The organism is Streptomyces sp. NPDC028928, from assembly GCF_055564915.1.
The window spans coordinates 190,532-210,423 of sequence record NZ_JBVHVI010000006.1 but is presented as its reverse complement, the minus strand read 5'-3'; the positions used below and the strand labels follow the sequence as shown (position 1 = coordinate 210,423).

At 71.8% G+C, this 19,892-nt stretch carries 15 protein-coding genes; 12 read left to right on the top strand and 3 right to left on the bottom strand.

The features are described 5' to 3' along the window. The first annotated feature begins 25 nt into the window (after positions 1–25). Positions 26–835, top strand: coding sequence for a VOC family protein (locus ACZ4U1_RS16695; RefSeq protein ID WP_467903846.1), 810 nt, complete (start codon positions 26–28; stop codon positions 833–835). Between the two features lie 57 nt (positions 836–892). On the opposite strand, the gene glgX is transcribed toward ACZ4U1_RS16695, so the two are convergent. Together glgX and ACZ4U1_RS16685 are read right to left on the bottom strand one after the other, a co-directional pair. Then, positions 893–3,091 carry a glycogen debranching protein GlgX gene (gene glgX, locus ACZ4U1_RS16690; RefSeq protein ID WP_467903844.1) on the bottom strand — a complete coding sequence of 733 codons (2,199 nt, stop codon included), beginning with the start codon at positions 3,089–3,091 and terminating at the stop codon, positions 893–895. Next, positions 3,088–3,600, bottom strand: a complete 513-nt coding sequence (locus tag ACZ4U1_RS16685; protein ID WP_467903843.1) for a pep a2 — start codon at positions 3,598–3,600, stop codon at positions 3,088–3,090. Before ACZ4U1_RS16685 ends, glgX begins: the two co-directional genes overlap by 4 nt. 304 nt (positions 3,601–3,904) lie before the next feature. On the opposite strand from ACZ4U1_RS16685, the gene ACZ4U1_RS16680 reads away from it, so the two are divergent. From ACZ4U1_RS16680 to ACZ4U1_RS16655, 6 genes are all read left to right on the top strand, one after another. Continuing rightward, positions 3,905–4,204, top strand: coding sequence for a DUF5133 domain-containing protein (locus tag ACZ4U1_RS16680; RefSeq protein ID WP_208030277.1), 300 nt, complete (start codon positions 3,905–3,907; stop codon positions 4,202–4,204). A 108-nt stretch (positions 4,205–4,312) separates the two neighbouring features. Then, complete coding sequence (locus tag ACZ4U1_RS16675; protein ID WP_467903841.1) at positions 4,313–6,304, top strand: alpha-1,4-glucan--maltose-1-phosphate maltosyltransferase; 1,992 nt, start codon at positions 4,313–4,315, stop codon at positions 6,302–6,304. Beyond that, positions 6,301–8,019: a maltose alpha-D-glucosyltransferase gene (treS, locus tag ACZ4U1_RS16670; RefSeq protein WP_467903839.1), complete on the top strand. Its 1,719-nt coding sequence runs from the start codon at positions 6,301–6,303 to the stop codon at positions 8,017–8,019. The genes ACZ4U1_RS16675 and treS overlap by 4 nt, the downstream gene beginning before the upstream one ends. A 32-nt stretch (positions 8,020–8,051) precedes the next feature. Next, entirely contained in the window at positions 8,052–9,416 is a 1,365-nt protein-coding gene (locus ACZ4U1_RS16665; RefSeq protein WP_467903837.1) for a maltokinase N-terminal cap-like domain-containing protein, read from the top strand. Between the two features lie 3 nt (positions 9,417–9,419). Then, the gene (gene glgB, locus ACZ4U1_RS16660; RefSeq protein ID WP_467903836.1) at positions 9,420–11,618 is read left to right on the top strand and encodes a 1,4-alpha-glucan branching enzyme; all 2,199 of its coding nucleotides are present in this window, start codon (positions 9,420–9,422) and stop codon (positions 11,616–11,618) included. Positions 11,619–11,715: 97 nt separating this feature from the next. Next, positions 11,716–12,804: a glutamate--cysteine ligase 2 gene (locus ACZ4U1_RS16655; RefSeq protein WP_467903835.1), complete on the top strand. Its 1,089-nt coding sequence runs from the start codon at positions 11,716–11,718 to the stop codon at positions 12,802–12,804. A gap of 9 nt (positions 12,805–12,813) precedes the next feature. On the opposite strand, the gene ACZ4U1_RS16650 is transcribed toward ACZ4U1_RS16655, so the two are convergent. Further along, a complete protein-coding gene (locus ACZ4U1_RS16650) occupies positions 12,814–13,047 on the bottom strand; it encodes a DUF6480 family protein (RefSeq protein WP_467903833.1) in 234 nt (77 codons plus the stop codon). 149 nt (positions 13,048–13,196) lie between these two features. Between ACZ4U1_RS16650 and ACZ4U1_RS16645 the strand changes: the two genes are divergently transcribed. From ACZ4U1_RS16645 to ACZ4U1_RS16625, 5 genes are all read left to right on the top strand, one after another. Next, entirely contained in the window at positions 13,197–15,095 is a 1,899-nt protein-coding gene (locus tag ACZ4U1_RS16645) for an AMP-dependent synthetase/ligase (protein ID WP_467903831.1), read from the top strand. Between the two features lie 155 nt (positions 15,096–15,250). Further along, on the top strand, positions 15,251–15,685 hold the full coding sequence (locus tag ACZ4U1_RS16640; protein ID WP_467903829.1) for an ATP-binding protein: 435 nt from the start codon (positions 15,251–15,253) through the stop codon (positions 15,683–15,685). A gap of 193 nt (positions 15,686–15,878) precedes the next feature. After that, positions 15,879–17,255 carry an NAD(P)/FAD-dependent oxidoreductase gene (locus ACZ4U1_RS16635; RefSeq protein WP_467903828.1) on the top strand — a complete coding sequence of 459 codons (1,377 nt, stop codon included), beginning with the start codon at positions 15,879–15,881 and terminating at the stop codon, positions 17,253–17,255. Positions 17,256–17,350: 95 nt separating this feature from the next. Further along, positions 17,351–17,560, top strand: coding sequence for a DUF4287 domain-containing protein (locus ACZ4U1_RS16630; RefSeq protein WP_467903826.1), 210 nt, complete (start codon positions 17,351–17,353; stop codon positions 17,558–17,560). Between the two features lie 96 nt (positions 17,561–17,656). Continuing rightward, entirely contained in the window at positions 17,657–19,879 is a 2,223-nt protein-coding gene (locus tag ACZ4U1_RS16625) for an FUSC family protein (RefSeq protein WP_467904190.1), read from the top strand. The last annotated feature ends 13 nt before the right edge of the window (positions 19,880–19,892 follow it).

Below are 19,892 nucleotides of genomic sequence, written 5' to 3'. Positions count from 1 at the left end.
GCCCCGAGACCAGGACGCGACTGCCATGAACCACGACACCCCCGCCGGCGGCGGACCGCGCCGAAAAGAAGTCGTCTCGACCCACTCCGTGTTCGGCGCGCCGTGCTGGGTGAGTCTGACCAGCCGCGATCTGGAGGCCACCCAGGACTTCTACTCGGCCGTGCTCGGCTGGCGCTGGCGCGGCGTGAAGCTCGGCGAGCACTTCCGGATCGCGCTGGCGAACGGGGTCCCGGTGGCCGGGATCGCCGCGGTCGCCTCGATGTGGCAGATGGCGGTGGCCTGGACGCCGTACTTCGCCGTGCCGGACGCGGACGTGGCCGTGTCCCGGGTCCGGGAGCGCGGCGGTACGGCGGCGGTCGGGCCGCTGTCCTTCCCGCCGGGCCGGGCGGCGCTGCTCGCCGACCGGGACGGGGCGACGTTCGGGATCTGGCAGGGCGAGCTGGTCACCAACTGGGAGGCGTGGCGGCAGGCGGCGCCGACCTTCGTCCGGCTGCACACCCGGGACGCCTTCGACGCCGCGCTGTTCTACGGCGAGGTCCTGGACTGGGCGAGCGGGCTGCCGGGCTGCTGCCAGGTGGAGTACGAGGGCGGCGAGGTGGTGCTGCGCAGCCGGGGTGACGTGGTGGCGCGCATCGACTCGGGCGCGGTGGAGGCGGCGCCGGACCCCTCGGTCCGGCCGCACTGGCAGATCCACTTCACGGTGACCGACGTGGCCGGCTGCGCCCGCGCGGCGGAGAAGCACGGCGGCAGCGTGCTGCGCGAGGACGAGACGGAGGCGATCCTGCGCGACGCCGACGGGGCACAGTTCACGGTGACGGCACGCCGGAACCCTTGAGGCGGAGCTTGTGAGGCGGGCCTTCGAGGCGGAGCCTTTGAGGGGGCGCGTCCACCGTTACCGTGCTTGTCGGCGGGTCCGTCGTGGCCGCTCGCGCGGTTCCCCGCGTCCCTGGGGCGTTGTCCGCGACGGACGTGACAGGAGGACGAGACTCCGGGCCTCCACACGGAGCCTCGTGCCCGCCTTGCGTTCGCGTTCGTCGGGAATGCCGTCGAGGTCGGCGGTGTCGACCAGGGTGGTCCAGCGCTCACCGAAGGAGGTGTCGGGCAGGCGGAAGTCGACCGGCTCCCAGTAGCCGTTGACGAGCAGCAGGAAAGAGTCGTCGACCATACGGCGGCCGTAGGGGTCGGGTTCGGCGATGGCGTCGCCGTTGAGGAACACGCCGACCGAGTGGGCGTCGCCGCGCTGCCAGTCCCGGGCGGTCATCTCGCGGGCGTCGGGCCGCAGCCACATCAGGTCGGGCAGCGGCTGCCTGGCGTGGGTCGGGGTCTCGCCGCGGAAGAAGCGGCGCCGGCGCAGCACCGGATGCGCGGCGCGCAGCGCGATGAGGTGCCGGGTGAAGTCGGCCAGGGAGCGCTGCTCGTCGGTGAGGTCCCAGTCGATCCAGGAGGTCTCGTTGTCCTGGCAGTAGGCGTTGTTGTTGCCCTGCTGGGTGCGCCCGAGTTCGTCGCCGTGGCTGAGCATCGGGATGCCCTGCGAGAGCAGCAGCGTGGCCAGCAGGTTGCGCTGCTGGCGGGCGCGGAGTTCGAGGACGGCCAGGTCCTCGGTCTCGCCCTCCACGCCGCAGTTCCAGGACCGGTTGTGGCTCTCACCGTCCCGGTTGTCCTCGCCGTTCGCCTCGTTGTGCTTGTCGTTGTACGACACGAGGTCGCGCAGGGTGAAACCGTCGTGCGCGGTGACGAAGTTGACGCTCGCGCGCGGTCGGCGCCTACTGTGCTGGTACAGGTCGGAGGAGCCGGTGAGCCGGGAGGCGAACTCGCCGAGCGAGCCGGGCTCGGCGCGCCAGAAGTCCCGTACGGCGTCCCGGTACTTGCCGTTCCACTCCGACCACAGCGGCGGGAAGTTGCCCACCTGGTAGCCGCCCTCGCCCACGTCCCACGGCTCGGCGATGAGCTTGACGCGGCTGATCACGGGGTCCTGCTGGATCAGGTCGAAGAACGCCGAGAGCCGGTCCACCTCGTGGAACTGCCGGGCCAGGGTGGCCGCGAGGTCGAAGCGGAAGCCGTCGACGTGCATCTCGGTGACCCAGTACCGCAGCGAGTCCATGATCAGCTGGAGCACGTAGGGGTGGCGCATCAGCAGGCTGTTGCCGGTGCCGGTGGTGTCGTAGTAGTGCGCCCAGTCGCCGTCGACCAGGCGGTAGTAGGAGGCGTTGTCGATGCCGCGGAAGGACAGGGTGGGGCCCCGCTCGTTGCCCTCGGCGGTGTGGTTGTAGACCACGTCGAGGATGACTTCGAGGCCGGCCGCGTGCAGCGCCTTCACCATGGCCTTGAACTCGTTGACCTGCTGGCCGCGGGTGCCGAAGGCGGCGTAGGCGTTGTGCGGGGCGAAGAAGCCGATGGTGTTGTAGCCCCAGTAGTTGGACAGGCCGCGGTCCTGGAGCACACCGTCGTGCACGAACTGGTGCACCGGCATCAGTTCCACCGCGGTCACGCCGAGCGAGGTGAGGTGCTCGATCACGGCGGGGTGCGCGAGGCCGGCGTAGGTGCCGCGCAGCCGTTCGGGGACGTCCGGGTGGGTCATGGTCAGGCCGCGGACGTGGGCCTCGTAGATCACCGAGTCCGCGTACGGCGTCCTGGGCGGACGGTCGTCGCCCCAGTCGAAGAAGGGGTCGGTGACCACGCCCAGCATGGAGTGGCCGGCGCTGTCCGCCGGGGCGGGTCCGTCCGGGGCGCGTTCGTACAGCGAGGGGTGGTTGTCGATCTGGCCGTCGACGGCGCGGGCGTACGGATCGAGCAGCAGCTTGGCCGGGTTGCAGCGGTGGCCGAGCGCCGGCTGCCAGGGGCCGTGCACCCGGTAGCCGTAGCGCTGTCCGGGGCCGATGCCGGGGAGGTACGCGTGCCAGACGAAGCCGTCGACCTCGTGCAGCGGGACGGGGGTCGCGGTGCCGGCGTCGTCCACCAGGATCAGCTCGACACGCTCGGCGACCTCGCTGAACAGGGCGAAGTTGGTGCCCTGGCCGTCGAAGGAGGCACCCAACGGGTAGGGGTGCCCGCTCCACACGGGCACCCCTTTGCGGGTCTTGCGGCGGCTCACAGGCGGCCCTCCAGGGCGTCGTCACCGGCGGGCGCCGGCGCGGCCAGTACGGCCACGGGTTCTTCGCGGGGCACCTTGAGACCCGTCCGCAGGGTGGGGGCGGGGGCGACGGGCACCAGTGGGACGCGCTGGCCGGCGCGGGCACGCTGCGAGAACCAGATGATCTTGCTGCCGGTGTCGGAGGCGCAGCAGCCCCAGCCGTCGCTCATGGCGGCGATGTCCGCCAGGCAGGCCCGCAGGTCCTGGTCCGGGCGCAGATCCGGGTCGTCGTCGCCGAAGGCGGTGATGAGGTGCTGGCCGTTCCACCACATCTCGATCGAGGTGTGCTTGTCCGTCGCGTGCTCGTCGATCGCCCGCAGCAGCAGTTCGGCGCCGCGGCAGACGGGGTCCACGAGGTTCTCGAGGTCCCAGTAGCGGAGATGGGCGGCCAGGATGCGGCTGACCTGTCCCACCCGTTCCGGGCTGACTTCCACGTCGAGGTGGTAGTAGCAGGGCACTGCGGTCTTCATCGTCGCTTGCTCCTCACCGGCGAAGCTCTCGCTCCCCTCGCCCCGTCCGGGAGGGATCCCGGACACCTAGCGTGAGCGTTCATCGCTTCTGAGTCACCTCCACGGTGCGGGCACTACGCCATTCGTGCAACAGGAGCGGCCGACAACCCCACTGGTTGAAGCTCCAACAAGACGCTGCGTCGTCGCGCGTGCACCATAAGTGAAAGCCTCGATCGCCGTAACGGTGCCGTGCTTTCCCCTGCGCGGACACCACCCGACCGTCGGGAACGCGCCCAGTCGAGAGCGTGGAAGGTGAATGAGGGCCATGCTGCTACCCGCCAAGGCCGAAGTGGCCCGGCAGTTGCGGCGTTACCGGGCGTGGGAGCGCGTCATGCTCGCCTCGCCCTACGACCGCACGGTCCGGGCCACCTTCGAGGACTCGGGGTACACGCTGTGCGTTCTGATGGGCAAACGCTGCGCCCGCGAGGCCGCGGACGCAGCCGAGCGCTATCTCCGCACCAACCTGGTCACCTACCTGCGCGAGCAGGACGGACGGCCGCAGCCGCGCCGGGCGGCCAGAAGAGCGCCGCCACCGGAGCGGCGTTCCACGGCGCCAAGCCCCTGACCTGGCACCGTACAAGGCGTTCCTCTCGGACCGGCACTCGCCGGCCCGACTCTTGGATCGCGAAGCCGGGCCGGGTGCCCGGCTTCGCGCACGGCGGAGGTGAGATACATGCGCAGGACCCCGGCCATCGGCCGTGTACCGGTACGCGACGTCCGGCCGGCCGTGGAGTGCGGCAGGCGCCCGGCGAAGGCGGTGGCCGGGGAGACCTTCGAGGTCACCGCCACCGTGTTCCGCGAAGGGCACGACGCCGTGGGCGCCAACGTGGTCCTGCGCGATCCCAAGGGCCGCCGCGGCCCCTGGACACCGATGCGGGAGATGTCCCCGGGCAGCGACCGCTGGGGTGCCGAGATCACCCCGGACTCGACGGGCCGTTGGACGTTCCGGGTGGAGGCGTGGAGCCATCCGCTGGCGACCTGGCGGCACACCGCGTCCGTGAAGGTGCCGGCCGGGATCGACACCGGTCTGGTGCTGGAGGAGGGCGCCGAGCTGTACGAGCGGGCCGCCGCCGGAGTGCCGAAGGGCCCGGAGCGCAATCTGGTCCTGGCCGCCGCGCACGCCCTCGGCGACGACTCCCTGTCCGTGCACGACCGGCTGAAGGCGGCGCTGGCCCCGGAGGTGGAGGCGCTGCTCGCCCGGTACCCGCTGCGGGAGCTGGTCACCGCCTCGGACCCGATGCCGCTGCTGGTGGAACGCGAACGCGCCCTGTACGGCTCCTGGTACGAGTTCTTCCCCCGCTCGGAGGGGACCGCACAGCAGCCGCACGGCACGTTCCGGACGGCCGCCCGCCGGCTGAAGCCGATCGCGGACATGGGCTTCGACGTCGTCTACCTGCCGCCGATCCACCCCATCGGTACGACCTTCCGCAAGGGCCCCGACAACACGCTCTCGGCCGGTCCGGACGACGTCGGCGTGCCCTGGGCGATCGGTTCCCCCGAGGGCGGCCACGACGCCGTCCACCCGGAGCTGGGCACGATCGAGGACTTCGACTTCTTCGTGGCCGAGGCGGAGAAGCTGGGCCTGGAAGTGGCCCTGGACTTCGCGTTGCAGTGCTCCCCCGACCATCCCTGGGTGCAGAAGCACCCGGAGTGGTTCCGCCATCGCCCGGACGGGAGCATCGCCTACGCCGAGAACCCGCCGAAGAAGTACCAGGACATCTACCCGATCGCCTTCGACGCCGACATGGACGGCCTGGTCGCGGAAACGGTTCGCGTCCTGCGGCACTGGATGAGCCATGGCGTCCGCATCTTCCGCGTGGACAACCCGCACACCAAGCCGGTCGTGTTCTGGGAGCGGGTCATCGCCGAGGTCAACCGCAAGGACCCGGACGTGATCTTCCTGGCGGAGGCGTTCACCCGGCCCGCGATGATGCACACCCTCGCCCAGATCGGTTTCCAGCAGTCGTACACGTACTTCACCTGGCGCAACAGCAAGCAGGAGCTGACCGAGTACCTGACCGAGCTGTCGGGCGAGGCGGCGGCCTACATGCGGCCCAACCTCTTCGCCAACACCCCGGACATCCTGCACGCCTACCTCCAGCACGGCGGGCGGCCCGCCTTCGAGGTCCGGGCCGTGCTGGCCGCCACCCTCTCCCCCGCGTGGGGCATCTACAGCGGCTACGAGCTGTGCGAGAACACCCCGCTGCGCCAGGGCGGCGAGGAGTACCTGAACTCGGAGAAGTACCAGCTCCGGCCGCGGGACTGGGCGGCCGCCGAGCGTGACGGGCGGACCATCGCTCCGCTCATCACCCGGCTCAACACCATCCGACGGCAGCACCCGGCGCTACAGCGCCTGCGGAACCTCCGCTTCCATCAGACCGACAACGATGCCGTGCTCGCCTACAGCAAGAGCACGGGTACGGACACGGTCATCGTGGTCGTCAACCTCGACCCGCACCACACCCAGGAGGCCACGGTCTCGTTGGACATGCCGCAACTCGGCCTGGACTGGCACGCCGCCCTGTCCGTGCACGACGAACTGACGGGCGAGACGTACCACTGGGGCAGGACCAACTACGTGCGCCTCACGCCCGGCCGGACGCCGGCGCACGTGCTCCACGTCGGGCGATCGACGCCCCAGATCGGAGGGCCCGCAGCGTCATGACCGTCAACGACCCCGTACTGGACACCTTCGAGGACACCCCCGCCAGGGACCGGGACCCGGAGTGGTTCAAACGCGCCGTCTTCTACGAGGTCCTGGTCCGCTCCTTCCAGGACAGCAACGGCGACGGCATCGGCGACCTGAAGGGCCTGACCGCCAAGCTCGACTATCTCCAGTGGCTGGGAGTCGACTGCCTGTGGCTGCCGCCGTTCTTCAAGTCGCCCCTGCGGGACGGCGGTTACGACGTCTCCGACTACACCGCCGTCCTCCCGGAGTTCGGTGACCTCGCCGACTTCGTGGAGTTCGTGGACGCCGCCCACCAGCGCGGCATGCGGGTCATCATCGACTTCGTCATGAACCACACCAGCGACCAGCACCCGTGGTTCCAGGAGTCCCGCAAGAACCCCGACGGCCCGTACGGGGACTACTACATGTGGGCCGACGACGACAAGCAGTACGAGGACGCGCGGATCATCTTCGTCGACACCGAGGCCTCCAACTGGACCTTCGACCCGGTCCGCGGCCAGTACTACTTCCACCGCTTCTTCTCGCACCAGCCGGACCTCAACTACGAGAACCCGGCCGTGCAGGAGGAGATCCTGGCCGCCCTGCGCTTCTGGCTCGACCTGGGCATCGACGGCTACCGCCTGGACGCGGTCCCCTACCTCTACGCCGAGGAGGGCACCAACTGCGAGAACCTGCCCGCCACCCACGCCTTCCTGAAGCGGGTCCGCCGCGAGATCGACGCGATGTACCCGGACACCGTGCTGCTGGCGGAGGCCAACCAGTGGCCCGAGGACGTGGTCGACTACTTCGGTGACTTCCGCACCGGCGGCGACGAGTGCCACATGGCGTTCCACTTCCCGGTGATGCCGCGCATCTTCATGGCCGTACGGCGGGAATCCCGTCACCCGGTCTCCGAGATCCTCGCCAAGACCCCCGCGATCCCGTCCGGCTGCCAGTGGGGCATCTTCCTGCGCAACCACGACGAGCTGACCCTCGAAATGGTCACCGACGAGGAACGCGACTACATGTGGGCCGAGTACGCCAAGGACCCGCGGATGCGCGCGAACATCGGCATCCGCCGGCGCCTGGCGCCCCTGCTCGACAACGACCGCAACCAGATCGAGCTGTTCACGGCCCTGCTGCTGTCCCTGCCCGGCTCGCCGATCCTCTACTACGGCGACGAGATCGGCATGGGCGACAACATCTGGCTCGGCGACCGCGACGCCGTCCGCACCCCCATGCAGTGGACCCCCGACCGCAACGCCGGCTTCTCCACGTGCGACCCGGGACGCCTCTACCTCCCCACCATCATGGACCCGGTCTACGGCTACCAGGTCACCAACGTGGAAGCCTCCATGTCCTCCCCGTCCAGCCTGCTGCACTGGACCCGCCGCATGATCGAGATCCGCAAGCAGAACCCGGCCTTCGGACTCGGCTCGTTCACGGAACTGACCTCCTCCAACCCGGCGGTGCTCGCGTTCCTGCGCGAGTACGGCGACGACCTCGTGCTGTGCGTCAACAACTTCTCCCGCTTCGCCCAGCCCACCGAACTCGACCTCAGGGCCTATGACGGACGGCACCCGGTCGAGCTGATCGGCGGGGTCCGCTTCCCCGCCATCGGTGAACTGCCGTACCTGCTCACCCTGCAGGGCCACGGCTTCTACTGGTTCCGGCTCACCCGAGTCGCATCCCGCATCGGCCGCCGCCGCTGACCCGCCCGGCGCCGAGGAAAGGACGCGTCACCATGCCGAAGACCATCACCCCCCGACCGCGCACCGCGGCCGGCCTCGACGGGCCCCTGGCCTCACTGGGCGGGCTGCTGCGCGACTGGCTGCCGAGGCAACGCTGGTTCGCGGGCAAGGACCGGCCCGTCACCGATCTGACGGTGCTGTCCGTGACGGAACTGTTCCCGGGGTGTCTGCACCTGCTGGTCCACGCCTCGCACGTGCCGGTGCCCACCCCCGGTGGCACCGCACCGGCCGGGGACTGCTACCAGCTGCTGCTGGGTCTGCGCCCGCACCTCGCCCCGCGGCTGGAGCGGGCGTTCATCGGGCGCGCCGAGGAGGGTCCGCTGGCCGGGCTCGCGGTGTACGACGCGCTGCACGACCCGCGGTCGGCGCATCTGCTGCTGGAGCGGCTGCGGCAGCCCGGCGCGGCGGGCCCGCTGCGCTTCGAGGCGGACCCGGGCGCCCATGTGCCCGGCGGGCTGCCGCCGCGGCTGCTGGACGCCGAGCAGTCCAACTCCTCGATCGTGTACGGCGACGCGTACATCCTGAAGCTGTTCCGCCGGATCCAGCCGGGCGTCAACCCGGACCTGGAGGTGCCGGCGGCGCTGGCCGCGCAGGGCTGCGCCCGGGTGCCCGCGCCGGTGGCCTGGTTCACCACGACCGCCCCCCGCCCGGCCACCCTCGGGGTGCTGCAGCCGTTCCTGCCGGACGCCACCGACGGCTGGACGCTGGCGCTGCGGGCGCTCGCCGCGGGCGACCACTTCACCGCCGAGGCCCGCGCGCTGGGCCGGGCCATGGCCGAGGTGCACCTGGCGCTGGCCGAGGCCTTCCCGCCGGCCGGGCCGGGCGAGAACGGCCGTACGGCCGAGGCGATGTGCGCGCGGCTGGACGCCGCCGCGCACGCCGTACCGGGGCTGTTGCCCTTCGTGCCCGGCCTGCGGGCCGCGTTCGGGGCGCTCGCCACGTGCGACACCGGGCCGCCCGCCCAGCGCATCCACGGCGATCTGCACCTGGGGCAGGTGCTGCGGGCCGGCCGCGACTGGTTCGTGATCGACTTCGAGGGCGAGCCGTCCCGTCCGCTCGCCGAGCGGTGCGCCCCGCAGTCCCCGGTGCGGGACGTCGCCGGGATGCTGCGCTCCTTCGACTACGCGGCCCGGCAGCGCCGCCCCTGGCGACCCGAATGGGCGCGCCGCTGCCGGGAGGCGTTCTGCGCGGGCTACGCGGCCCGCGCGGGCTGGGATCCACGCAAGAAGCACGCGCTGCTGCGCGCGCACGAGACGGACAGGGCGGTCTACGAGGTGCTGTACGAGGCGAGACACCGGCCGGACTGGCTGCCGGTTCCGATGGCGGCGATCAAGCGGCTCGCGGTGTGGGGAGGCTGACCCATGGCACTGCGCACCACGCGTCCCGAGGCCGCGGGACCCAAGCTCCCCGCGGCCGTCACCCTGGACCCCGCCGACCGCGGCCGGCTGCTGGCCGGCGCGCACCATGATCCACACGCCCTGCTGGGCGCCCACCCGGTGCCGGGCGGCACCCTGTTCCGGGCGCTGCGCCCGAACGCGCGGGCGGTGAGCGTCGTGATCGACGGGGCGCGCACCGAGCTGCGCTCGGAGGGCGACGGTCTGTTCGCCGGCGTGCTGCCCTGCGCTCAGATCCCGTCGTACACGCTGCTGGTGGCGTACGACGACGGCGAGCAGGAGGTGCACGACCCGTACCGGTTCCTGCCCGCCCTCGGCGAGCTGGACCTGCATCTGATCCGGGAGGGCCGGCACGAGCAGCTGTGGCGGGCGCTCGGGGCCGAGCCGATGGTCCACCAGGGCGTGGCCGGCACCCGCTTCACCGTGTGGGCGCCCAACGCCCAGGGGGTGCGGGTGGCCGGGGACTTCACCTACTGGGACGGCACCCAGTACCCGATGCGCTCGCTCGGCGCGTCCGGGGTGTGGGAGCTGTTCCTGCCCGGGATCGGCGAGGGCACCCGGTACAAGTTCGAGATCACCTCCCGGTACGGCCACCGGTTCCTGAAGGCCGACCCGATGGCCCGGTGCACGGAGGTGCCGCCGGACACGGCGTCGGTCGTGACGGCCTCGCGGTACGAGTGGGGTGACGCCCAGTGGATGGCGCACCGCGGCGACACCCCCGTGCACCGGGCGCCGTTCTCGGTGTACGAGGTGCACCTGCCGTCCTGGCGGCCGGGGGCGACCTACCGCGAGCTGGCGGAGGAGCTTCCCGCGTACGCCAAGGGGATGGGCTTCACGCACGTGGAGCTGATGCCGGTGGCCGGGCACCCCTTCAGCGGCTCGTGGGGGTACCAGGTCACCTCCTACTACGCGCCGATGCCCCGGCTCGGTTCCCCGGACGACTTCCGGTACTTCGTGGACGCCTGTCACCGGGCGGGCCTCGGGGTGATCATGGACTGGGTGCCGGCGCACTTCCCCAAGGACGACTGGGCGCTGGCCCGGTTCGACGGGGACCCGCTGTACGAGCCCGGGAACGCCCTGCGCGCGGAGCACCCGGACTGGGGGACGTACGAGTTCGACTACGGCCGCACCGAGGTGCGCAACTTCCTCGTCGCCAACGCGGTGTACTGGTGCGAGGAGTTCCACATCGACGGGCTGCGCGTGGATGCCGTCGCCTCCATGCTCTACCTGGACTACTCGCGAGACTCCGGGCAGTGGGAGCCGAACGTGTTCGGCGGCCGGGAGGACCTGGACGCGGTGGCCTTCCTGCAGGAGATGAACGCCACCGTGTACCGGCGCTGCCCGGGCGTGGTCACCATCGCCGAGGAGTCCACCGCGTGGGACGGGGTCACCCGGCCGACGGACAGCGGCGGGCTCGGGTTCGGGCTGAAGTGGAACATGGGCTGGATGCACGACTCGCTCCAGTACATCCAGAAGGAGCCGGTGCACCGCAAGTACCACCACAACGAGATGACCTTCTCGATGGTGTACGCCTACAGCGAGAACTACGTCCTGCCGATCTCCCACGACGAGGTGGTGCACGGCAAGCAGGCGCTGGTGTCGAAGATGCCCGGCGACTGGTGGCAGCGGCGGGCCAACCACCGGGCCTATCTCGGCTTCATGTGGGCCCACCCGGGCAAACAGCTGTTGTTCATGGGGCAGGAGTTCGCCCAGGGGGCGGAGTGGTCCCATGCGCACGGCCCGGAGTGGTGGCTGCTCGGCGACGACTACCACTCGGCCGGCGATCACCGGGGCGTCCAGGAGCTGGTACGGGAGCTGAACACGGTGTACCGGGCGACGCCTGCGCTGTGGCAACGGGACACCGACCCGGGCGGTTTCCAGTGGGTGCTGTGCGACGCGGCGGACGACAACGTCCTGGCGTTCCTGCGGTTCGCCGCCGACGGCGGCCCGCTGCTGGCCGTGTCGAACTTCTCCCCGGTCGTCCGGCACGACTACCGGCTGTGGGTCCCGGACGGGATCGCCGCCTGGCGGGAGGAGCTGAACACCGACGACGTCCGCTACGGCGGCAGCGGCGTGCGCACCGAGGGGCCGGTCAAGCCCGAGGACGGGTACCTGAGGCTTGCCCTGCCGCCGCTCGCCACCGTCTGGCTGGTGCCCGAGAGCTGACCTGAAGGCCGCAGGTGTCGGCGGCCGTCCGGGGGGCAGTCGGGGTCGTACAGACCCGCGACTGCCCCATGTGGCACGGACAGAAGGGCGGCACCAGGTGCGCACCGTCGGAGTGGAGGAGGAACTCCTTCTGGTCGATCCGGACACCGGCGACCCGAGGGCGCTGGCGGCGGCCGTCCTCGCCCGTGCCGCCCAGGACGATCCCGGGCAGGACGTGTTCGAGAAGGAACTGTTCGGGCAGATGCTGGAGTTCGCCACACATCCGCAGTCGGACATGACGGCTCTCGGCGACGAGATCGTGCGCTGCCGCAAGGAGGCGGCCCGGCACGCCGGGCAGATCGGCTGCGGGGTCGCGGCGCTGGCCACCTCTCCCCTGCCGATCAGCCCCTCCCTCAGCGTGAACGACCGGTACCAGTGGCTCGCCGACCGGTTCGGGATACCCACCTGGGACCAACTGGTGTGTGGCTGTCATGTCCATGTATCCGTGGACTCCGACGAGGAGGGCGTCGCGGTCCTCGACCGGCTCGCTCCGTGGCTGCCGGTGCTGCGGGCGATCAGCGGGAACTCCCCGTTCTGGCAGGGCAGGGACACCGAGTACGCCAGCTACCGCAGCCGGGTGTGGAACCGGTGGCCGTCGGCCGGGCCGACCGAGCCCTTCGGGTCCGCCGAGCGGTACCACCGGCGGGTGGCCGACATGGTGGCCACCGGGGTCATCCTGGACGAGGGCATGGCCTACTTCGACGCGCGGCTGTCCGCGCACTACCCGACGGTGGAGATCCGGGTCGCGGACGTGTGCCTGTCCGCGGAGAGCGCCGTACTGATCGCGACGCTCTGCCGTGCCCTCGTGGAGACGGCCGCCCGGGAGTGGCGGGCGGGCCGGCCGGCGCCCGAGCCCGGGGTGAGCCTGCTGCGGCTGGCCGACTGGCAGGCCGCCCGGTTCGGTCTGGAGACGGACCTCCTCGACCCCTTCACCCTGCGGCCCCGGCCCGCCCCGCGGGTGCTGCGCTCCCTGCTGGAGTACGCCGGGGACGCGCTCGAAGAGAGCGGTGACGCGGCCCGGACCGAGCGGGCCGTCGAAGACCTGCTGCGGACGGGCAACGGCGCACGCGAGCAGCGCGGGCTGCTGGAGCGCACCGGCAGCCTGCGGGAGGTCGTCACCGAGTGCGTGCGGCGCACGCAGGGGTGAGCGGTCCGGTCAGAGGATCAGTATCAGGGCGTACACCAGGAAGAAGGCCGCGATCACCACGACCAGCAGCAGGATCAGGGTCAGCGGCGCCTTGGCCCAGCCTCTGCTGCGGGCTTGCGGCTCGCGGGGCCCGGCCTCGGGCATGCTGCTCTCGGCGGGCGGGGTCTCTCCGGGCGGAACTCCCCCACCTGGTTCCAGACCGGTCGTGCGCTCGGGTTCCGGATCGGGGTTCACATGGCTCATGCCTCCCGAGTCCCCAGGACACGGCCACATCATCAGCCGATCACGACTTCCCCGTTCCCGTCACCGAACGCGGTTCCCTGGGCTACATTCGAGCACCGCCGACACCGAGCCGGTCGGCGGAGTGACCCTCCGTACTCCAGGAGCAGCGCATGCGGGACGTCGCCCTCGCTCCAGCCGTTACCCCGCCGCTCACCGGCGGTCTCGCCGACAGCGTCTTCGAGCGGGCGGAGCGCGATCCGGCGCTGCCGGTGCTGGCGCGCCGTGCCGGTCCGCCCGCGGCCGGATGGGAGGAGGTGACGGCGGTCGAGCTGCGGGACGAGGTGGTGGACCTGGCCAAGGGCCTGGTCGCCGCCGGGATCTCGCCCGGCCACCGGGTGGCCGTGATGGCCCGGACCCGCTACGAGTGGACGGTGCTCGCCCTCGCGCTGTGGGCCGTGGGCGCCGAGGTCGTGCCGATCCATCCGGCCTCCTCGCGCGAGCAGGTGGAGTGGATCCTGCGGGACGCCGGCTGTGTGGCCGTGGTCGTGGAGGACGAGCAGGGCGTGATGACCGTCGGCACCGTGTGCACCCGGCTGCCGCGGCTGCGGCACGTCTGGCAGCTGGACGCGGGCGCGCTGCCGGACCTCGTGGAACGGGGCGCGGTCGTCTCGTACACCACCGTGGAGTCACTGCGGCGGATCGTGCTGCCGGACTCCACGGCGGCCGTCGTGTACACCTCCGGCACCTCGGGCCGGCCGATGGGCTGCGCGCTCAGCCATCGCGGCCTGGCCTACCCCTGTGACACCCTGCTGGCCGGCTGGGGGCACACCGCGGCGCCGCCGGGCGAACAGCCGTCCGTGCTGGCCTTCCTGCCGTTCTCCCACGTCTACGGCATCATGATCATGTTGATGTGCGTGCGCGGCGGGGTGCTGATGGCGCACGAGCCGGAGCTGACCGAGGCGGCGCTGGCCTCCGCCCTGGCCACCTTCCGGCCGACGTACCTGTACGGGGTGCCGTCGGTGTTCGAGAGGCTCTACAAGACGTTTCTGCGCACCGCCCGACAGGCGGGCCGGGACGCCCTGTTCGAGCGGGCCGCGCAGACCGCGCGGGAGTTCGCCGCGGCCGAGGAGCGCCGGCGGCTGGGCACCGGACCGGGCCCCGGGCTCGAACTGAGGCTGCAGCACGCCCTGTACGAGCGGACGGTGTACCGCAGGCTGCGGGCCGCCCTCGGTGGCCGGGTGGTGCGCGGCACCTCCGGCGGCAGTGCGCTGGGCCGCGAACTGTGCCTGTTCTACGAGGGCATCGGCGTGTTCGTGCACGACGGCTACGGACTCACCGAGTCCTCCGGCGGGATCACCATGCAGCCGCTGGGCCGGGAGAAGTCCGGGAGCGTGGGGCTGCCGCTGCCGGGCACCGAGGTCCAGGTGGCCGACGACGGGGAGATCCTGGTGCGCGGGCCGTCGGTGTTCCAGGGCTACATCAGCGACGAGCGGGCGACCCGGGCCGCGCTGCGCGGCGGCTGGCTGGCCACCGGGGACATCGGGCGGCTGGACTCCGAGGGCTATCTGACGATCACCGGGCGCAAGAAGGACATCATCGTCACCAGCGGCGGCAAGAGCGTGGCGCCGGCCCTGCTGGAGCAGCGGCTGCGCATGCATCCGCTCATCCACCAGGCGGTGGTGATCGGCGACGACCGGCCCTGCGTCGGCGCCCTGCTCACCCTGGACCCGGAGTTCCTCGCGCACTGGCGGGGCACCCTGGCGGTGCCGGGCGACGCCCGGGCCCGGGAGACCCGGGAGGAGAACGCGCTGCGGGAGGAGATCGCACGGGCCGTGGCATCCGCCAACAGCGCGGTGTCCCGTGCGGAGTCCATCAGGGTCTACCGTGTCCTCCAGGAACCGTTCGCACCGGACAACGGGCTGCTCACCCCGTCCTTGAAACTGCGCCGGGACGCCGTCGTGCGGCACTACGCCGCCGAGATCGAGGCGATGTACCAGGCGCGGTCCCGGTCGCGGCCGGCCCTGCAGGAGCCGGCCGAGTGGGACGAACCGGACGACGTCTTCCGCTGAGGAGGCGCGCCGTTCGGGCGGCCGGGCCGAGGGGAGACGGATAGCCTGCGCGGCTGGGGGAACCCGCAGCGCAGCGAGAGAGATCAGCAACGACGACCGTCCTGGTCGTAGGGACCGCACCCGGTCCCTCGCCAGTCGGGGCCGGGGAATGCGAGATGGTGACGGAGCCGCGCTGGGACGACACACCGCCCTCGGAGGAGAGGTACGAGCGTACGTTCTCCTTCCCGGGGGAGCTGCGCAATGTCACGGGGGCGCGGCTCGCGGCGGAGGAGTTCCTCTGTGCGCTCGCCCGGGAGGCACCGCCGGGCGCGCACGAGTACTGGGACGACATCCTGCTGGTCGTGACCGAGCTGGCCGCGAACGCGATCCAGTACGCGCCCGGCCCGTTCGACCTGCGGATGCGCCGCACCTTCGACGGGGTGCACGTGACGATGCGGGACACGAGCACGACCAGGCCGGAGCCGCGGCCGTTCCATCCGCGCACGGGTGGTGGCGGTATCGGCTGGCATCTGGTGCACACGCTGTGCACGCAGGTCAGCGTCGTCGTGCACGAGCGCGGCAAGGACATCCACGCGTTCCTGCCCTGGTGACCATGTTCGACGTACAGGTGTGTGGCGACCGGTCGGTCCGCGCCGCGGTGGGGGCATGCTGGTCCCCCCAGGTTCGTCTTCCTGCCGTACCCGGCTGGCGCAACGGCCGGCGGCGCGGTGGGATCGGAGTCGGCACAGAGATCCGGGGCAGGCGAACGGCGTGGAGCCGGACCGCCTGGAGCCGCAGAAAGGGATGGACACCGTGACACGACCCAGGATCCTGGTGGTGGGCGCCGGCTTCGCCGGAGTCGAGTGCGTCCGCCGCCTGGAGCGGAAACTCGCCCCGGACGAGGCCGACGTCACGCTGGTGACGCCGTTCGCCTATCAGCTCTATCTGCCGTTGCTGCCCCAGGTCGCCTCCGGCGTGCTGACGCCGCAGTCGATCGCCCTGTCCCTGCGCCGCAGCAAGAAGTACCGCACCCGGATCATCCCGGGCGGCGCGATCGGCGTGGACCTCAAGGCGAAGGTGTGCGTCATCCGCACCATCACCGACAAGATCGTCAACGAGCGCTACGACTACATCGTGCTGGCACCGGGCAGCGTGACCCGGACCTTCGACATCCCGGGGCTGACCGAGCACGCCTTCGGGATGAAGACCCTCGCCGAGGCCGCCTACATCCGCGACCACGTCATCTCGCAGCTCGACCTGGCGGACGCCAGCGACGACCCGGCCGAGCGGGCCGCGCGGCTGCAGTTCGTGGTGGTCGGCGGCGGCTACGCGGGCACCGAGACGGCGGCCTGCCTGCAGCGGCTGACGCACGCGGCCGTGCAGCGTTATCCGCGGCTGGACCCGGGCCTGATCAAGTGGCATCTGATCGACATCGCACCCAAGCTCATGCCGGAGCTGGGCGACAAGCTGGGCCGCAGCGCGCAGGAGATCCTGAAGCGGCGCGGCATCGAGGTCTCGCTGGGCGTGTCGATCGACAAGGCCGGCCCGGAGGAGGTCACCTTCACCGACGGCCGGGTGGTGCCCACGCACACCCTGATCTGGACGGCCGGTGTGGTCGCCAGCCCGCTGATCGCCACGCTCGGCGCGGAGACGGTCAAGGGCCGGCTGGCGGTCACCCCGGAGATGTGCCTGCCGGGCAACGACGGGGTGTTCGCACTCGGCGACTCGGCGGCCGTGCCGGACCTGGCCAAGGGGCAGGAGGGCGCGGTCTGCCCGCCCACCGCGCAGCACGCCATGCGGCAGGGGAAGAAGGTCGCCGACAACGTCATCGCGACGCTGCGGGGGCAGCCCATGCAGCCGTACGTGCACAAGGACCTGGGACTCGTCGTCGACCTCGGCGGCAAGGACGCGGTGTCCAAGCCGCTGGGGGTCGAGCTGCGCGGGGTGCCCGCGCAGGCGGTGGCCCGCGGCTACCACTGGTCGGCGCTGCGCACCAACGTCGCCAAGACCCGGGTGATGACCAACTGGCTGCTGAACGCGGTCGCGGGCGACGATTTCGTCCGCACCGGCTTCCAGGCCCGCAAGCCGGCCCGGCTGAAGGACTTCGAGTTCACGGACGCGTATCTGACGCCGGAACAGGTACGGGCCCGGGTGGAGGGCACGAACGCCACCCCCTCCTGATGTGACGCGGATCACCGGAAGACCGTCGATCATTCCGCATCCGATCGGCGGTCTTCTCCGGTGACCAGGAAACGTCACACGGAAGGACACCCGGTATGACCGAGAAGGCCGTGAAGGGCCCGGCGAGCTACTTCCCGTCGATCGAGAAGAAGTACGGCCGCCCCGTCGGCGAGTGGCAGGAGCTGATCCGCTGCTCGCCGCTGACGAAGCACATGGAACTCGTCGCCTGGCTCAAGTCGGAGCACGGGCTCGGCCACGGGCACGCGAACGCGCTGGTGGCCGCCACCCTTGCCGAGAGCCGGTAGTCCGCACCGGCGTGCGATGCTGGGTCGTAGATCGATTTCCGACACGGGAGAGAGCACGGCGGCGTGAGGGCAGCGGGACGGTCGGGACGGGTACGGATGTGGGACCGGCTCGCGGCGTCGGACCCCGGGCTGCTCCGGCTCACCGCGGGCCTGCGCACGGTCACCGCGATCGCCCTGACCCTCGCCGTCCTGGCCGCGCTGCGCGTCCCGGTGCCCCAGCTGGTCGCCGGGGCCATGGCGGCGATGGTCGCCACCTTCGCCGTCCGGGAGAAGCAGCGCGGACCGCAGGCCGTCACCCTCGCGCTCGGCCTGCCGGTGGCGCTGGCCTCGGTGTCGCTGGGCGCGCTGCTCAACCAGCGGGTGGTCGCAGGCGACCTGTTCTTCGTCGTCCTCATCTTCTGCGCCGTCTACGGCCGCCGGTTCGGCGACCGCGGTACGGCGCTGGGGCTGATCGGCTTCCAGATCTACTTCCTGTCGCTGTTCGTGGGCGCGGCCCCGTCCGCGCTGCCCGCGCTGTACGGCGTGATCTGCGTGGCGTTCGCGTGCAGCGCCACCGCCCGGTTCGCGCTGCTGCCGCAGACCCCGGCGGGCACCCTGGACCGGCTGCGGCGGGCCTTCCGCGCCCGGCTCGCCCAGCTGCTCGCCACCCAGGCCGAGTTGCCGGACGCCGGTCCCGAGGACGCGGAGAAGGTGCTGGAGGACCTGCGCGAGGGCACCGCGCGGCTGCACGAGGCGGCGCTGATGATCCAGGGCCGGCTGGAGGACGGCGTCTCGGACCCGGCGGCGGCCCGGCTGCTCCAGCGGCGGATCGCGGACGCCGAGATCGCCGCCGAGCGGCTCGGTCTGCTGCTGCTCACCGCGCGCAGCGCCCGGCGGACCGACACCCTCACCCTGCATCTGCCGGGCGCCCCGCTGCCCTCCGGCGGCGAGCTGCCGGTACGGGACGAGGCGACGGACGCGCTGCGCCGGGATCTGGGGGCGCTGCGGCTGCTGATGCTGCGGCCGGCCGGGGAGGCGTCGGGAACAGCGCTCGCCCAGGTGCGCAACCGGCTCCTCGGCTACCGGGAGGAGGAGAACCTGCCCCCGGCCTCCCCGGCCGTGCAGGACGTCTTCCGGGGCCTCGGCGAGGCCGCCCGGGCCGCGCTCGGCCTGCGGGTCGCCCTGGAGGGGCCGCAGGACGAGTCCGACGACACCCCGGCGACCGCCCGCTCGCGCGAGGAGCTGGACGCGGAGGACGCCGCGATCGAGAGCAGCGAGGAGAACGAACCGGAGGAGCCGGAGCCGGCCGGTCTGCAACGGCCCACCACCCGGGCCGCCGTCCAGGTCGCCGTCGGCTCCTCGCTGGCCATCGCCGGCGGCGAGCTGCTGTCCACCCAACGCTGGTACTGGGCGGTGTTGACCTGCTGGATCGTGTTCCTCAACACCGCCTCCACCGGCGAGATCCTGGTGAAGGGCTACCGGCGGCTGCTGGGCACGGTGCTGGGAGTGGTGGCCGGCATCGGGCTGGCCGCGCTGGTCGGGCACCACACGTGGACGGCGTTCGCGCTGGTGCTGCTGTTCATCTTCGCGATGTTCTACACCGCTCCCCTGTCGTACACGCTGATGTCGTTCTTCGTGACGGCCATGCTCGGGCTGCTGTACACCCTGCTGAACACCTACAGCATGTCGGTGCTGGTGCTGCGGATCGAGGAGACGGCGCTGGGTGCGGCCTGCGGGGTGATCGCGGCGGCCGTCGTGCTGCCGATCCACACCGACCGCCGGACCAACGACCTTCTCGTGGCGGTCCTCGACCGGCTCGCCGAGGTGACGCGGGGCGCCGTCGACCAGCTGAGCGGCGGGGCGGGCGGTGACCTGGTGGAGCAGGCGCGCGAGCTGGACCAGGCGCTGGCCGACCTGCGCGCGGCGACCCAGCCGCTGACGCATCCGATCACGCCGCTGCGCTCACGCCGGAACACGGCCCGGTACGTGGTGGCGCTGCTGGAGACCTGCGCCTACCACGGGCGGTCCCTCGCGGCCACGGCCGAGCTGCTGCCGACGCATCCGTCGATCGCGGCGGACCCGCGGCTGCGCGGGGCGTGCGGGCGGATCGTGCACAACATCGAGGCGATCGCCGCGCATGTCACGGACCCGCGGGCCGACGCGGAGATCGAGACCGGCCCCAGCATCGCGTCGATGCTGGAGCCGGGCACCCTGCGCACCCCGCGCTACGGCCGCGTGACCGACCGGGTGCTGCGCCATCTGCAGCGCCTGGACGAGGCCGTCTCCGGTCTGGCCCGGCCGCTGGGCGTCGCCGGCGGGCCGGCCCAGCCGCCGAGGTGACCCCTCACCGCTG

Excerpts from the sequence above, each read along its gene's own strand:
- ACZ4U1_RS16695 (WP_467903846.1), top strand. The coding sequence starts at position 26 with ATGAACCACGACACCCCCGCCGGCGGCGGACCGCGCCGAAAAGAAGTC.
- ACZ4U1_RS16685 (WP_467903843.1), bottom strand. The coding sequence starts at position 3,600 with ATGAAGACCGCAGTGCCCTGCTACTACCACCTCGACGTGGAAGTCAGC.
- ACZ4U1_RS16680 (WP_208030277.1), top strand. The coding sequence starts at position 3,905 with ATGCTGCTACCCGCCAAGGCCGAAGTGGCCCGGCAGTTGCGGCGTTAC.
- ACZ4U1_RS16675 (WP_467903841.1), top strand. The coding sequence starts at position 4,313 with ATGCGCAGGACCCCGGCCATCGGCCGTGTACCGGTACGCGACGTCCGG.
- treS (WP_467903839.1), top strand. The coding sequence starts at position 6,301 with ATGACCGTCAACGACCCCGTACTGGACACCTTCGAGGACACCCCCGCC.
- ACZ4U1_RS16665 (WP_467903837.1), top strand. The coding sequence starts at position 8,052 with ATGCCGAAGACCATCACCCCCCGACCGCGCACCGCGGCCGGCCTCGAC.
- glgB (WP_467903836.1), top strand. The coding sequence starts at position 9,420 with ATGGCACTGCGCACCACGCGTCCCGAGGCCGCGGGACCCAAGCTCCCC.
- ACZ4U1_RS16650 (WP_467903833.1), bottom strand. The coding sequence starts at position 13,047 with ATGAGCCATGTGAACCCCGATCCGGAACCCGAGCGCACGACCGGTCTG.
- ACZ4U1_RS16645 (WP_467903831.1), top strand. The coding sequence starts at position 13,197 with ATGCGGGACGTCGCCCTCGCTCCAGCCGTTACCCCGCCGCTCACCGGC.
- ACZ4U1_RS16640 (WP_467903829.1), top strand. The coding sequence starts at position 15,251 with ATGGTGACGGAGCCGCGCTGGGACGACACACCGCCCTCGGAGGAGAGG.
- ACZ4U1_RS16635 (WP_467903828.1), top strand. The coding sequence starts at position 15,879 with ATGGACACCGTGACACGACCCAGGATCCTGGTGGTGGGCGCCGGCTTC.
- ACZ4U1_RS16630 (WP_467903826.1), top strand. The coding sequence starts at position 17,351 with ATGACCGAGAAGGCCGTGAAGGGCCCGGCGAGCTACTTCCCGTCGATC.
- ACZ4U1_RS16625 (WP_467904190.1), top strand. The coding sequence starts at position 17,657 with ATGTGGGACCGGCTCGCGGCGTCGGACCCCGGGCTGCTCCGGCTCACC.